This is a genomic window from Pseudomonas quercus (genome assembly GCF_012033695.1).
Taxonomy (GTDB): domain Bacteria; phylum Pseudomonadota; class Gammaproteobacteria; order Pseudomonadales; family Pseudomonadaceae; genus Aquipseudomonas; species Aquipseudomonas quercus.
The window spans coordinates 104,016-117,027 of sequence record NZ_JAAVJI010000011.1; the positions used below are offsets into that span (position 1 = coordinate 104,016).

12 protein-coding genes are annotated in these 13,012 nt (G+C 60.0%); all 12 read left to right on the forward strand.

The window, feature by feature from the left end:
- The first annotated feature begins 316 nt into the window (after positions 1-316).
- The 12 genes from HBH25_RS17150 (at position 317) to HBH25_RS17205 (ending at position 12,999) form a co-directional block, all read left to right on the forward strand.
- Complete coding sequence (locus HBH25_RS17150; protein WP_420708514.1) at positions 317-1,744, forward strand: amidase; 1,428 nt, start codon at positions 317-319, stop codon at positions 1,742-1,744.
- 80 nt (positions 1,745-1,824) lie between these two features.
- Entirely contained in the window at positions 1,825-2,583 is a 759-nt protein-coding gene (locus HBH25_RS17155) for a DeoR/GlpR family DNA-binding transcription regulator (RefSeq protein WP_168085162.1), read from the forward strand.
- Positions 2,561-3,841 (forward strand): Zn-dependent hydrolase, encoded by a 1,281-nt coding sequence (locus HBH25_RS17160; protein ID WP_168085163.1) that lies wholly within the window; start codon positions 2,561-2,563, stop codon positions 3,839-3,841. The genes HBH25_RS17155 and HBH25_RS17160 overlap by 23 nt, the downstream gene beginning before the upstream one ends.
- A gap of 9 nt (positions 3,842-3,850) precedes the next feature.
- Complete coding sequence (locus tag HBH25_RS17165) at positions 3,851-4,807, forward strand: aminoglycoside phosphotransferase family protein (protein ID WP_168085164.1); 957 nt, start codon at positions 3,851-3,853, stop codon at positions 4,805-4,807.
- Positions 4,804-5,739: a choline kinase family protein gene (locus HBH25_RS17170; RefSeq protein ID WP_168085165.1), complete on the forward strand. Its 936-nt coding sequence runs from the start codon at positions 4,804-4,806 to the stop codon at positions 5,737-5,739. Before HBH25_RS17165 ends, HBH25_RS17170 begins: the two co-directional genes overlap by 4 nt.
- Before the next feature lie 109 nt (positions 5,740-5,848).
- Entirely contained in the window at positions 5,849-6,106 is a 258-nt protein-coding gene (locus HBH25_RS17175) for a hypothetical protein (protein WP_168085166.1), read from the forward strand.
- Positions 6,106-7,635 (forward strand): sodium:solute symporter family protein, encoded by a 1,530-nt coding sequence (locus tag HBH25_RS17180; protein WP_168085219.1) that lies wholly within the window; start codon positions 6,106-6,108, stop codon positions 7,633-7,635. Before HBH25_RS17175 ends, HBH25_RS17180 begins: the two co-directional genes overlap by 1 nt.
- 58 nt (positions 7,636-7,693) lie before the next feature.
- Positions 7,694-8,347, forward strand: a complete 654-nt coding sequence (locus tag HBH25_RS17185) for an HAD family hydrolase (RefSeq protein WP_168085167.1) — start codon at positions 7,694-7,696, stop codon at positions 8,345-8,347.
- A 305-nt stretch (positions 8,348-8,652) separates the two neighbouring features.
- The gene (locus HBH25_RS17190) at positions 8,653-9,390 is read left to right on the forward strand and encodes a FadR/GntR family transcriptional regulator (RefSeq protein ID WP_168085168.1); all 738 of its coding nucleotides are present in this window, start codon (positions 8,653-8,655) and stop codon (positions 9,388-9,390) included.
- Positions 9,387-10,394 (forward strand): ABC transporter ATP-binding protein, encoded by a 1,008-nt coding sequence (locus tag HBH25_RS17195; RefSeq protein ID WP_168085169.1) that lies wholly within the window; start codon positions 9,387-9,389, stop codon positions 10,392-10,394. The genes HBH25_RS17190 and HBH25_RS17195 overlap by 4 nt, the downstream gene beginning before the upstream one ends.
- Positions 10,391-11,503 carry an ABC transporter ATP-binding protein gene (locus HBH25_RS17200; RefSeq protein WP_168085170.1) on the forward strand — a complete coding sequence of 371 codons (1,113 nt, stop codon included), beginning with the start codon at positions 10,391-10,393 and terminating at the stop codon, positions 11,501-11,503. The genes HBH25_RS17195 and HBH25_RS17200 overlap by 4 nt, the downstream gene beginning before the upstream one ends.
- Positions 11,500-12,999, forward strand: a complete 1,500-nt coding sequence (locus tag HBH25_RS17205) for an ABC transporter substrate-binding protein (protein WP_168085171.1) — start codon at positions 11,500-11,502, stop codon at positions 12,997-12,999. The genes HBH25_RS17200 and HBH25_RS17205 overlap by 4 nt, the downstream gene beginning before the upstream one ends.
- The last annotated feature ends 13 nt before the right edge of the window (positions 13,000-13,012 follow it).

The following is a 13,012-nucleotide window of genomic DNA, read 5'->3' on the forward strand; positions in this document are numbered from 1 at the left end:
GTGTGACAACTGACTTCATGAAGCCTCCACAGGCAAGGTAGGCCAGGTTAATTCACAGGCATAGCCAATCAGAGCGTAGCCGAACCCGCCACGGCTTATTGGCTTTGGTCAGAGCCGTGTTGATATCGATGCACGAACGCACCACCACTGGGCAAAGCGCCGCAAGTGTTCATTTATTTGCACCCAACAAGTGCCGCAGAAAAAATAAACACCATAAAACCAACAAATACAACATATCCCACTTGACGCTTCACGACGTTGTGACTGTAATGCGACTGCCATCGCCATACGCCTCACACTTGCTGGAGCATCAATGATGACTGAGCCCTACAACCTATCCATGCCGACTGTCATAGAGGCAAGCACGTTGCTTCACGCCTGCACATTGACGCCCGAGCATTTGGTTAAACGCAGTCTTGATGCCATAGAAACCCACAATTCCACATTGAACGCGTTTGGCGATGTCTATGCAGAGTTAGCGCTTGAGCAAGCACACATAATGGGCGAGGAAGCCAGAAGGGGCATTTTCCGTGGGCCGCTCCATGGCATTCCATTCGGTATCAAGGACCTGTTTTCCACAGCAGGCCTGCGCACAACCAAAGGTTCTCTGACAAGCTTGAATAACGTGCCGGTCAGGGACGCGCCGATCATCAGGCGGCTGAAAGAGGCCGGCGCCATCATTCTTGGCAAAACAGCCACAACCGAATTTGGGTGGACCGGCGCGAGCACCTCTCGTGTCTTTGGCAATGGCCGTACCCCCTGGGACCCGCAGCTGACCAGTGGCGGTTCCAGCTCCGGCTCTGCCATTGCAGTGGCCGCGCGTATGGTGCCTGCGGCGCTGGGGTCCGACGGGGGCGGCTCCGTAAGAATTCCAGGGGCGTTCTGCGGCGTATTCGCCTTGAAAGGCTCTTTGGGCCGCATTCCTACCTGGCCATGGTCGGCCACTGAAATGCTGAGCCATGCAGGGCCTATGACGCGCACAGTGCGCGATTCTGCCCTGCTGTTCGATATTCTGTCTGGCCCTGACCCTCTGGATCACCAGGCGCTGCCGGCACCTGAAGAATCGTACCTGGCACGCTGTGACAGGCCTTTGGGGGCGTTACGCGTCGGCTATACCCCCACCCTGTTTGATACCGCCGTCGATCCAGCCATTACAACGGCGGTCGAAGCGGCCATTCAAAACATCGCAAGCAAGCTGCACCTTGATATCACCACGCTTTCCCTCGACTGGAATGATCCGCTATCCACCTTTGAAACGTTATGGGTAGGCGGCCGAGGCATTGCCTATGGCGCATCACTTACCGACAAACTAGACGAGCTGGACCCTGGGTTTGCTGCGTTGATCAAGCGGTCGGCCCAGTACAACCTCGCTGGCTACCTGCAAGGCGTGCAGCAGCGAGCGGCGTTCGCCAATCAGGTGCACGGGTTGTTTCAGGACTACGACGTGCTGCTTATGCCCACCCTACCCGTGCTGCCCTTTGCGGCAGATGCAGTTGCGCCGCCGGGGTACGCAGGGCAGGACGGTGCTGTGCCGTGGGCCCGCTGGACGCCCTTTACCTACCCCTTCAACCTCAGTGGCAACCCAGCAGCAAACATTCCCTGCGGCTGGAGCCCCAACGGGTTGCCTATCGGGTTGCAGGTGGTAGGGCCACGGTTTGCAGATGGGCCTGTACTTCAATTTTGTGCCGCCATTGAAGCCATTGCGCCTTGGGACCAGCGGATCCCGCCCATGCTGGGCGCCTGAACGCAGTAAACCGTAGCCTGCCCATGTACAGGCAGCGGGTGGGTACACTGGCGTTTTATTTGTAGCGGAATCAAAGCCCTATGCTAAACCAGCCTCGTCTCGATGAAATCATGCGCCTGCTGGCCCAACAGCAGCGTGTAAAGGCGTCCGAACTGGCGTCCTTACTGTATGTATCCGAGGAAACTATCCGCCGCGACTTCAAGTATCTGGAAGAAATGGGGAAGTTAAGGCGTATTCATGGGGGCGCCATCTTGCCTCAGTTGCAGGATGAACCGCCGTTGCAGGTTCGTAGCCGAATCAAGCCGCAGGCCAAGGCGAGCATCGCCAATAAAGCAGCAGAGCTGGTGACTGAAGGCATGGTGCTGTTTCTGGACACAGGCACATCCACGCTGTCACTGGCCCACCGGCTGACGCAGTTCAGCCAGCTTAGAGTGATTACAAATTCGCTGGACATTGCCCAGGTAATAACAAGCCAAAGTGACAACAAGGTACTGGTAGCCCCGGGTGATGTTCGCCGTAAAGACAATGCGCTGATCGGGCCTCATACGCTGGAGTTTGCTGGGCAGTTTCATTACGACATCGCCTTCATGGGCATCGGGGCCATTGACCTGGAACTTGGGCTTATGGACTACCAAGAGGCCGAGGCCATGCTGCGCCGCCGCCTGGTGAGGCATTCAAGGCGAGGTGTCATCCTTGCAGACGACGGCAAGTTTGGGCACCGCTTATTTATAAACACACTGCCATTTAGTGCGATCACTACGCTGGTGACGAACCGCCCGTTACCGGCTCAGTTCGCAACTCGCCTGGAGCAAGATAATGTCGAGATCCTGTATGCCTGAACCGCTGATACCCAGCACCGCCGACCATGCCCAGTTCGAAGACCTGTTTGAACGCAGCTCGGCTATCGGCGCCACTGCGGCAGGCGGCCTGCATCGGCTTGCAGCCTCCCCCGAAGATGGCGAAGCGCGCGACCTGCTGTGTGAGTGGCTAACGGCCCAAGGGCTCGATGTTCACATTGACGCCATCGGCAACATCTTTGGTTTGAAGACCTTCACACCGGGTGCCCCTTACGTGGTGTGTGGGTCGCATCTTGACAGCCAGCCCAGCGCAGGGCGATTCGATGGCGTGTATGGCGTGCTGGCAGGGGCCGTTGCGGTGGCCAGCCTGGCGCGGCAACTGGAGGAGCGCCAGGAGACCCCTGCCTGCAACCTCGCCGTGGTCAACTGGACAAACGAGGAAGGCGCTCGCTTCCAGCCCAGCCTGATCGGCAGTGGCGTGTTTACCCACGCCCTTACGCTGGAACACGCCTGGGGCAGCCAGGACGCAGACGGCGTGAGCCTGAAGCAGGCATTGCACGCCATAGGATACCTGGGCCAAGGCAGGGTAGACCTGGAGGTTGCAGGGTATGTGGAAATTCACGTGGAGCAAGGCGCGGCGCTTGAACGTGAGCAGCATGCGATTGGCGTAGTCCGAAGCACCTGGGCGGCCCTCAAGCAACGCATTTGCTTCACGGGCGAACAGAACCATACCGGGCCAACGCCCATGGCAGACCGTCGAGATGCCATGCTGGCAGCGGCACATGCCATCATTGCCATTCGCCACGAAGCCGAACAGCACGGGGAGCGCATGCACAGCTCCGTTGGCCGCCTTGAGGTGTACCCCAATTCCCCCAACGTAGTGCCCTCCCTTACCACCTTGATGGCCGAATACCGCGCCCAGGATGTTCACCTCCTGCAGTCTGCAGGCGCACGCCTTGATGCGACCGTGCGAGCCATTGCTGAAAAAACCCAGACGCAGGTCGAGATTGAAAGCAGTGTGCTGCGCAGCCCGGGTGCTCTGCATGAGGGCTTTGCCGAACTGGCCCACGCGGTGGGCCAGCAGTTAGGCCTTTCGATCACTGACAGCGTCACCGTGGCTGGCCATGACGCCATCAGCATGAACCGTAAATACCCTACCTGCCTGCTGTTCATTCCAAGCCAGGGGGGCTTGTCCCATAACGAAGCGGAGTTCAGCAGCGCGCACGACATGCGCAACGGTTTGATCATGCTCACAGCCTTGCTGCACCGTGCCTGCACCCTGCCAAGCGACCTTCACTGAGGCCAGACCATGCCGAACTCATCGACTTTGCTGGCCCGCCTGAATACAACCTTATTAGGGCATGCGCCAGGCTGCAGCCCTCTGGTTGCACCAGGAGCACCGGCTGTGGCTTCGCCGTCCAGGCTGGCAACGGAGTGGGCGGGGTACAGGGTGTCGGGCGGCAATACCCCTTGCTACGCAAAAGTGCTGCAGGCGGACATGGCTGAAGTCATCGATGTGGCCAACAGCGCACAGGCCAGCCGGTGTGCAGGGCTAACAGGCGCTGCGCCTCGCTTGATCGAGGCTGATACAGCCTTGGGCGTACTGCTTTTCGACGCGCTGCCGGCGGACAACTGGCGCACTGCGCGGCTTGACGACCTTGTCGCCCCTGAAAGCCTGAACAAATTATGGGCCTTGAAACGGGCCGTTCATTCCGGCCCTTCTCCAGGGTTTGTTCGGTCCCCCATGGACGATATCAACAAGCTGCGCACGCTTTGCCGTCGTGATCACGTAGCACTGCCCCCCGGCCACGACTGGATCGATCAATGCACGGGCATGGCGTGGGAGGCGCTCCAAGACCGAGCGTTCTCGGCAGTACCGATTCACGGCGACGGTGTCAGCAGCAATGTGATGATCTCCACAGAGGGCGAACTCAGGCTGGTCGACTTCGACTACGGCGGCTGCATGGACCCTTGGTACGACGTGGCCATTACGCTTAATGAGCTGTACCCGTTCGAAAACCAGTGGCGCGAGGGCATTGCAGCCTGGGCAGGCCAATGCCTTGAAGCGGACTATGCCGCCTGCCGGCTATACGCACTGATCAATGACTGGTACTGGACACTCTGGGCTTTCTGGGCCGGAACGGTGTCTGGCAGGTCGCTCGAATTCTCCAAGCTAGGGCAATGGACGTTCCTGCGTTGCCAGCAGGGCACCCAAGACCCACGGCTGGAGAGCTGGTTGCGTCTGGTAAAGAGGATAAGCACATGACCTTGCTTGGGAACGCTTCAACCGCTCAAGAGCTGCAACTGGAAGCCGCTGTCAGCAGCATCCGGGAATGGCAGGGCCGACACATTTGCTACTCGCCTGTCAGCGGGGGTATTTCCAACACCAACTGGCGCGTGGAAGTTGAGGGCGCTGGCACCGCTTATTTCTTCAAGGTGCCCGGTGCCGGCACGGAAATGTTCATTGATCGGCGTACGGCCCACGACGCCAGCGTTGCAGCGGCAGCCACAGGCTATGGCGCACCGGTGTTTGCCTTTATAGAGGCGCTTGGGGTTGAAGTGTTTGAGTTTATGGAAGGGTGGCGCACCTCTTCCAACCTAGATTTTCTGAACCGCGATGTACGCCATAACGCATTGCGAGGGCTAAAGGCATTCAACGACCAGCCCTTGCTGCACCAGACCAAAACCATTTTCCACATGATCGAGGAGCACCAGCAGCAAGTGGCTGTGCTGAAGGGAGAAAAACCCTTCGACGATGCCTGGCTGTCCTTGCAGTCCCAGCGGGCCCGTGCGGCCCTGGAAGCCTCCGGGGTGGACCTGGCGCCCTGCATGAATGACACCCTGGCCGGCAACTTCATGCTCAATGCACAGCAGGACATACGGCTGGTCGACTTCGAATATGCGTCCAACAATGACCGCCATTACGAACTGGCACTCTGGTTTGGCGAAATGTTTTTCACGGAAGACATGGAGCGCGAATTGATTGAAGATTATTTCGGCCAGGTAAAACCGGAGACAGTAGCCAGGGTTAAAGTGTACAAGGCACTGGCTGATATCAAGTGGTCAACCTGGGCCATGGTGCAACATGCTGTATCGCAACTGGACTTTGACTTCTACAAGTACGGCGCCTGGAAACAGATGAGGGCACGAAGTGTCATCAGTGACCCTCGTTGGGAATCCTGGCTGCGCGAAGTGTAAGGCTTCACAACACCAATAAGAACATAGCGGGCCACCGCATAACTTGTTTCCTCTGCTTGAGTTTTATCGGACCTCACCTCGTAAGATCCAGAATTCAAGGAGCTTTCCCATGAACACGCTCTCAACGGCCCCACAGCCGCAGCGCACGAAGTCCCTGGTATTTGCGGTGTACTTTATCGCCTTACTGATGATGGCATTGTTTCCACCCTTCTACCTGAAGATAAGCGGCAGCTTAGTAGTGATACTGGGCATACCCCTGCCTATCTTTTACTGGATCCTTAATGCAACGCTCATGGGCTTGGGCCTATGGGTGCTTTACGCCTATGAATCCGCCACCGGGGATATCCCTGAAGATGGAGAAGCATGATGGTCAGTACAGTGCTTGGCTCCGACCTCTATATCACGTTCGGCCTTGTGGGCTTTTTTCTGGCAGGCATGATTACAGTGCTGTATGCCACCAACCGCAAGAGTGACTCTTTTTCTGACTATGCCGTAGGCGGCCGTTCATACGGGCCTTGGTACATCGCCATGTGCTACACCAATTCCTGGTGGCCCGGCGCAACCTTTACCGCTTTCTTCGCACTCTCGGTGGGCGGGGCGCTGGGCTTTTACGGCATGGTCTACGCCACCCTGGGCGTAACGGCCATGTACCTCATGGCCAACCGCGCCTGGATCTGGGGCAAGCGGTTCAACCTCACCACTCAACCCGACCTGCTAGGCATGCGATTCAATAGCCCCGCCGTAAAGCGGATCGCGTCCATCATTGGCATCATCTCGGTCTTTCCCTGGGTGGTCATGGGCATTCAGGCGCTGGCCACGTTGTTCCAGTTTGCAAGCTTCGGGCGCTGGGGGGTGACAACCTGCCTGTCTGTGGGGGTAGCCGTCATCCTGATACGCCAGTACTGGACCGTCAGCATGGGCATGCGCGGCCTGATCATGACAGACATGTACCAAGGCTTGATTGCCTACGTGCTCTGCGCGGCGTTGTGCATCTTCCTGCTGTTCGGCGACCAGGCGTCTTTCTCGAACCTGGCTCACCTGCCGGCGAACATGCTGGTTATCCCAGGTGGAGAAGGCAGCACCTATGGCCCGATGTACATGTTCAGCCTGATATTCACCGGCGTCATCGGCTCCATGTGCTGGCCCATGAGCTTCCAGCGCATCTACACCGCCAGCGGGGTGCGCTCGGTCAAAAAGGGCACGCTGGTCACCATTTTGCTGGTGGCCGGGTTCTACGGCATTCTCATGCTGTTCGGTGCCGCCATCAGCCAGAACCCGAACGTTGCCGCCGCCCCGCAACATGGCTGGTTCCTGTCACTGTTCGATATCGGCGGCCCCTGGTTGCTGGCGCTCGCCATTGTGATTGTGCTGGCCGCGAGCATTGGCCATGTGGATGGCTGCGTTCAGGTCTGCGGCACCCAGTTCGCCAACGACCTGGCCACCTGGCGCACGCCCCGCACAGACCGGCAAAAAACCGTGTTGGCCAAGGCAGGCATGGTTGTCTTCATCTGCGCGGCCTCTGTACTGGCTTACCTGACCTTCGACTATGCCCGGCTGCAACTGCTGGCGCAGATATCCTATCAGGGCATCATCCAGCTGGCGGTGCCGCTGTTTTTCGGCATCTTCTCTCGCTATGGCAACAAGCAAGGGGCAATCGCCGGCATGCTGGCTGGCATCGCTGTTGCCATCGTCCTGACCGTGCTTTACCCCGATGACATCCCTGCACTGGGTTCGCTGACCAGTGGAATCGTGGGCCTAGTCGTCAATGCCGCAACGTTCATCGGCTTTGCCCTGGCTATCAAGCCCAGCGCTGCTGACATCAAGCGTGTGGATGACTTGTTCAACGCCGGCACCCGCGTTTCAAAAACGATGGGCGCAGTGCCAACAATGAGTTGATAGCAGGCGCACCTGATCCCAGGCGCGCATCCCCTATTTGGCAAAAAAGGAACAGCCGATGGCTTTGGCAATATTTGACCTGGACGACACCTTGATTCATGGCGACTGTGCAAGCCTGTGGACCCAGGAAATGGTGCGCCTGGGCTGGGTAGAGGGCGAGGCCTTCATCCAGCGCGATCGCGAGCTGATGCAGGCGTATGGGGAGGGCAAACTCGCCATGGAAGACTACATGGCGTTCAGCCTGGCGCCGATGGTTGGGCGCAGTACTGACGAGGTCGCAGGTGCTGTTGACCATTTCATAGGTACCGTCATTGAGCCGTTGGTGTACCACGATGCACGCCAAGCCATTGCCAGGCACCGCGTGGCCGGTGATCGGCTACTGGTGATCTCGGCTTCAGGTGCGCACCTCGTTTCGCCCATTGCCGCCCATTTGAGTATTGAAGAGGTACTGGCCATTGACCTAGACATTAAGAACAACCAGTTCACCGGCCATACCAAGGGTGTGCTGACCTACCGCGAAGGGAAGGTATTACGGCTGGCGGCCTGGCTGGAAGCGAACGGCGAGGTGTTGGAAGGTGCAGCGTTCTACTCGGACTCGCGTAACGACCTGCCGCTGCTCACCGCTGTACCCAAGCCGTTTGCCGTCAACCCCGACCCTGCCTTGCTGGCACATGCGCAACAGCAGGGTTGGCCCGTCTTGCAGTGGTCCTGATCGTTCCCGTTGGCATTCGCGACAGCACATGCACTGTTAAGAGGCAGGTGTACCCACCTTGCCATGCGCGATTGGCAAATTGGTTCGCTGAAGGCCGAACCAATTGAACACCCAGGCCGAACCACTGCCCGCACCAATCCACGATTGGCCCAGCAGTCTTTAGGCCTGTACAGCGTCCCATAGCGGTAAGCGGCCCTGAGCCCTGAACCAATGTTCATTGGCATCACTATTGCACCTACCTCCATGCGCCCAACCTAGGCCTTGGCTTGCATTTGCAGGCCGTTCAGCCGGAGTCGAGAACTACGATGGAAAGGTTCGACAGTGATGCCGCTCATGACAGCGCGTCCAAACTGGCACTTGATGCCCTGCGCCAGCTCGTAGCCCAGCAAGCCGCCTACCCCCAGCGCCCGTTGCCTACCGAGCGTGAACTGGCGGCAGACTTTGCCGTCAGCCGCCGTGCCATCCGAAGGGCATTGGCGGTGCTGGAAGCCGAGGGCCATATCTGGCGCAGGCAAGGCAAAGGGACATTTGTGGGCCCTACCCCGCCCAGTGCCTCCATCAGTTTTGCCAAGCTATGCAGCCGAACCAATTTCAGCGAGGTCATGGAAGCCCGCCTGCACCTTGAACCTGCCCTGGCGTCCTTGGCAGCGGTAAGGGCCAGCGGCGAACAGATGGCGATCCTTCGCCGCCTGGCCGAGCGCACCCAAGGCCAGCAGGGTGCCGAACACACGGACGCCGACAGCCTGGAGCTCTGGGACAGCGCACTGCACCGTGGCATTGCTGAAGCAGCGGGCAATCGCTTGATGCTGGACCTGTTTGAAATGCTCGACGCCATACGGCTGGACCCGGTGTGGCGGACCTTACGCCAGCGGGCGCGCAACAGCGACCGCCTGAGCACCTATAGCCACGACCACGATGACATCGTAGGGGCCATCGAAAGCCGCGACCCGGTCAGGGCCGCGACGGCCATGCGCGGGCATCTGCGGGCCTTGCAGCAAGCGCTCGACAACGTCATCCATCACGATCTGGAGGCCAGCGCATGAGCGATCAATCCATGGCGGCAGCACGCCCGGTGCTGAGTGTCAGCGACCTCTCGGTACGTTTCAAAGGCGCCCCGGCCAATGTGGTCGATGGCGTATCGTTTTCGGTACTGCCAGGGCAAACCCTGGCCATCGTGGGTGAGTCCGGCTGTGGGAAAAGTGTAACGTCCATGTCGCTGATGGGCCTGCTTCCTGACAGCGCGCAAGTAAAGGCCACGGCGTCCAACCTGCTGGGCGAGCCTTTGCTGGGCATGACCGCCGAGCGCTTGCTCAGCGTGCGTGGCAACCGCATGGCGATGATTTTCCAGGAGCCCATGACCTCGCTGAACCCGGTGTTCACCATCGGCGAGCAAATTGCGGAAAGCGTGATGCGCCATCAGGGTTTGCCCAAGCCTGCTGCACGCCAGCGTGCCCTGGAGATGCTGGAAAAGGTGCGGGTACCTGACGCCCGGCAGCGGCTGGACGCCTACCCTCACGAACTGTCCGGCGGTATGCGGCAGCGGGCGATGATTGCCATGGCGTTGGCCAACGACCCGGCCCTGATCATTGCTGACGAACCCACCACGGCCCTGGACGTGACCATTCAGGCGCAGATCCTTGCTTTGGTAAGCACCCTGCAGGCTGAGACAGGCACGGCCATGGTGTTGATTACCCATGACCTGGGTGTGGTCGCCGAAGTAGCCGATGAGGTGCTGGTGATGTATGCCGGCCAAGTGGTAGAGCGCGGCAGCGTTAAAACCCTCTTCGATGATCCCCAGCACCCTTACACCATCGGCCTGATGGGCTCCATGCCGTCTATTGGCCCCCGTGAAGGTCGGCTCGCCACCATTCACGGGCGCGTGCCCACGCCAACGGAAATGCCGACTGGCTGCCGCTTTGCCGGCCGCTGCCCGTTTGTGATCGACGCCTGCCGGGCAGCGCGCCCGCCGTTGCTTGAGGTGTCCCCTGAACATTTCGCCGCGTGCATCCGTGCGCCCTTGGAGCAGCATGTAGGAGTAAGCGCATGAGCCTGGCCCCTGTCGCCCTGAGCGACACCACCAAGCCAATTCTGGAAAGCATTGCCCTGAGCAAGCACTTCAGCAGCGAGGCGGGTTTTCTCCAGCGCCGCAAGCCCCCGGTACAGGCCGTAAACGAGGTCTCCCTGGCCGTACGCCGGGGCGAAACCCTAGCGCTGGTAGGCGAGTCTGGCTCCGGCAAGTCCACCCTTGGCCGGCTACTGCTCAACCTGCTCAAGCCCACGGCAGGCGATGTTATCTATGAGGGCCGCAACCTGGCCAACCTGGCGCCGGACAAGCTGCGCCAGGTGCGGCGCGACCTGCAGATCATCTTCCAGGACCCGTTCGCCTCGCTCAACCCGCGCATGAGTGTTGAAGCGATTGTTGGCGAACCTATCTGGCTGCATTTGGACAGCAACCGCAGCGCCCGCCAGGACAGGGTGGCTGAGCTGCTGCGCACGGTAGGCCTGGCACCGGAACACGGCAGCCGGTTTCCCCATGAGTTTTCCGGAGGCCAGCGCCAGCGCATCGGTATTGCCCGCGCATTAGCGTCCGAGCCTCGGCTGCTTCTGGGAGACGAGCCTGTGTCTGCTTTGGACGTGTCGGTGCAGGCGCAAGTCGTGAACCTGCTGGAGGACCTCAAGCAACAGTTCGGCCTTACCTTGTTAATCGTTGCCCACGGCTTGGCCGTGATCCGCCACATGAGCGACCGGGTAGCGGTAATGTACCTGGGCGAGATTGTGGAGTTGGCACCGGTCAATGCCTTGTTCGAAACCCCTCTGCATCCCTATACCCAGGCGTTGATGGCGGCCGTGCCGGTCAGCCACCCAGACCTGCGCCGCTCGCGGGCCGTACTCGGCGGCGACATGCCCAGCCCACGCACCCCACCCTCCGGCTGCCGGTTTCACACCCGTTGCCCCCATGCACGACCGTTGTGCCGCGAGGTGAAGCCCCTGTTCGAAACGGCCGAGGCCGGGCGGCAGGTGGCATGCCATTACTGGCGCGAGATCGCCAACGCCGGGGCTGATGCCTTGGCCGTACCTACCCCTAGTGCGGCCTATACCCAGCGCCTGAACCTGTTCAAACACCATCAAGCCTTAGCCTTGGAGCGCCAACCATGAAACTTGCCCACCTGATCACAGGCACGCTGATGGTGCTCGCCGCCAACGCCGCCGTTGCTGAAACCACCTTGCGCATTGGTATCCAGGACGACCCGGACGTGCTCGACCCGCATCGCTCGCGCACCTATTCCGGCCGGCTGGTGTATACCGCGCTGTGCGACAAGCTGGTGGACATCAGCCCTCAGCTTGAATATGTGCCGCAGTTGGCGACCGCCTGGCACTGGAGCGACGATGGCAAGACCCTGACCATGACCCTGCGAGAAGGCGTGACCTTCCACGACGGCGAAACCTTCGACGCGGCGGCCGTGAAGTTCAACCTGGACCGGGCGCGTACCCTGCCCGACTCACTACGCAAGAGTGAGCTGGCGTCTATCGACAGTGTGGAAGTAGTGGACGCAAAAACGGTGGCCATCAAGGTCAAGCAGCCAGACGCAACCCTTATTTCCCAGCTGTCCGACCGGGCCGGCATGATGCTGGCCCCCAAGGCATCCACCGCAGACGTCGCCGCCAAGCCGGTGTGTTCCGGGCCTTACAAGTTCGTGCAACGGGTGCAGCAGGACCGCATCGTGCTGGAGCGCTTCGACAACTACTGGAACAAGCAGGCCTACCACTTCGACAAGGTGATTTTCCTGCCCATACCGGACACCTCCGTGCGCTTGGCCAACCTGCGCTCCGGCGACCTGGACATCATCGAACGCGTAGCCCCCACCGATGTAAAAACCGCCAAGGCTGACAGCGCACTGCAGGTATTCAACACCCCTGGGCTGGGCTACATGCAGCTGATCTACAACATAGGCAACGGTGACCGCGCCAACACCCCCCTGGGCCAGGACAAGCGCGTGCGCCAAGCCTTCGAGCTGGCCCTCGACCGGGATGCCATCAACCAGGTGGTGTTCGAAGGCCTGTACGCCCCCAGTGCACAACCTTTCCCCACCAGCAGCCCGTACTACGACAAAAGCCTGCCTATCCCACCCCGTGATGTAGCGCAGAGCAAGAAACTGCTGGCCGAAGCTGGGGTGAAGCTGCCCTTGAACGTTGACCTGAAAGTGGCCAACAACCCGATTGCCCAGCAAGTGGGGCAGATCATTCAGGCCATGGCCGAAGAGGCCGGCTTCAAGGTCAACCTGGTGGCCACCGAGTACGCCACCCTGCTAAGCGAGCAGGCAGCGGGTAATTTCCAGATTGGCATGAGCGCCTGGTCAGGCCGGCCGGACCCGGATGGTGACATTCACCAGTTCGTGACCTGCAAGGGCGCTCAGAACGATGGCCGCTTCTGCGACCCCAAGCTCGATGAGCTGCTGGACAAGGCACGTACTGTCAACGACCAGGCCCAGCGCCAGGCCCTGTACGCCCAGGCACTGCGCCTGCTCGCCACCGATGTGCCTACCAGCTACCTGTACTTCGACCCGCGCATCATTGCCATGCGCAGCACACTCACAGGCTTTGTGCCCAACCCGGACGGCCTGATCCGCCTCAACGGCATGGCGTTCAAATGAACGCCGTCGGCCG

What these genes read in the sequence shown, in the direction of transcription:
- HBH25_RS17150 (WP_420708514.1), top strand. Translation starts at nt 317, where the DNA reads ATGACTGAGCCCTACAACCTATCCATGCCGACTGTCATAGAGGCAAGC.
- HBH25_RS17155 (WP_168085162.1), top strand. Translation starts at nt 1,825, where the DNA reads ATGCTAAACCAGCCTCGTCTCGATGAAATCATGCGCCTGCTGGCCCAA.
- HBH25_RS17160 (WP_168085163.1), top strand. Translation starts at nt 2,561, where the DNA reads ATGTCGAGATCCTGTATGCCTGAACCGCTGATACCCAGCACCGCCGAC.
- HBH25_RS17165 (WP_168085164.1), top strand. Translation starts at nt 3,851, where the DNA reads ATGCCGAACTCATCGACTTTGCTGGCCCGCCTGAATACAACCTTATTA.
- HBH25_RS17170 (WP_168085165.1), top strand. Translation starts at nt 4,804, where the DNA reads ATGACCTTGCTTGGGAACGCTTCAACCGCTCAAGAGCTGCAACTGGAA.
- HBH25_RS17175 (WP_168085166.1), top strand. Translation starts at nt 5,849, where the DNA reads ATGAACACGCTCTCAACGGCCCCACAGCCGCAGCGCACGAAGTCCCTG.
- HBH25_RS17180 (WP_168085219.1), top strand. Translation starts at nt 6,106, where the DNA reads ATGGTCAGTACAGTGCTTGGCTCCGACCTCTATATCACGTTCGGCCTT.
- HBH25_RS17185 (WP_168085167.1), top strand. Translation starts at nt 7,694, where the DNA reads ATGGCTTTGGCAATATTTGACCTGGACGACACCTTGATTCATGGCGAC.
- HBH25_RS17190 (WP_168085168.1), top strand. Translation starts at nt 8,653, where the DNA reads ATGGAAAGGTTCGACAGTGATGCCGCTCATGACAGCGCGTCCAAACTG.
- HBH25_RS17195 (WP_168085169.1), top strand. Translation starts at nt 9,387, where the DNA reads ATGAGCGATCAATCCATGGCGGCAGCACGCCCGGTGCTGAGTGTCAGC.
- HBH25_RS17200 (WP_168085170.1), top strand. Translation starts at nt 10,391, where the DNA reads ATGAGCCTGGCCCCTGTCGCCCTGAGCGACACCACCAAGCCAATTCTG.
- HBH25_RS17205 (WP_168085171.1), top strand. Translation starts at nt 11,500, where the DNA reads ATGAAACTTGCCCACCTGATCACAGGCACGCTGATGGTGCTCGCCGCC.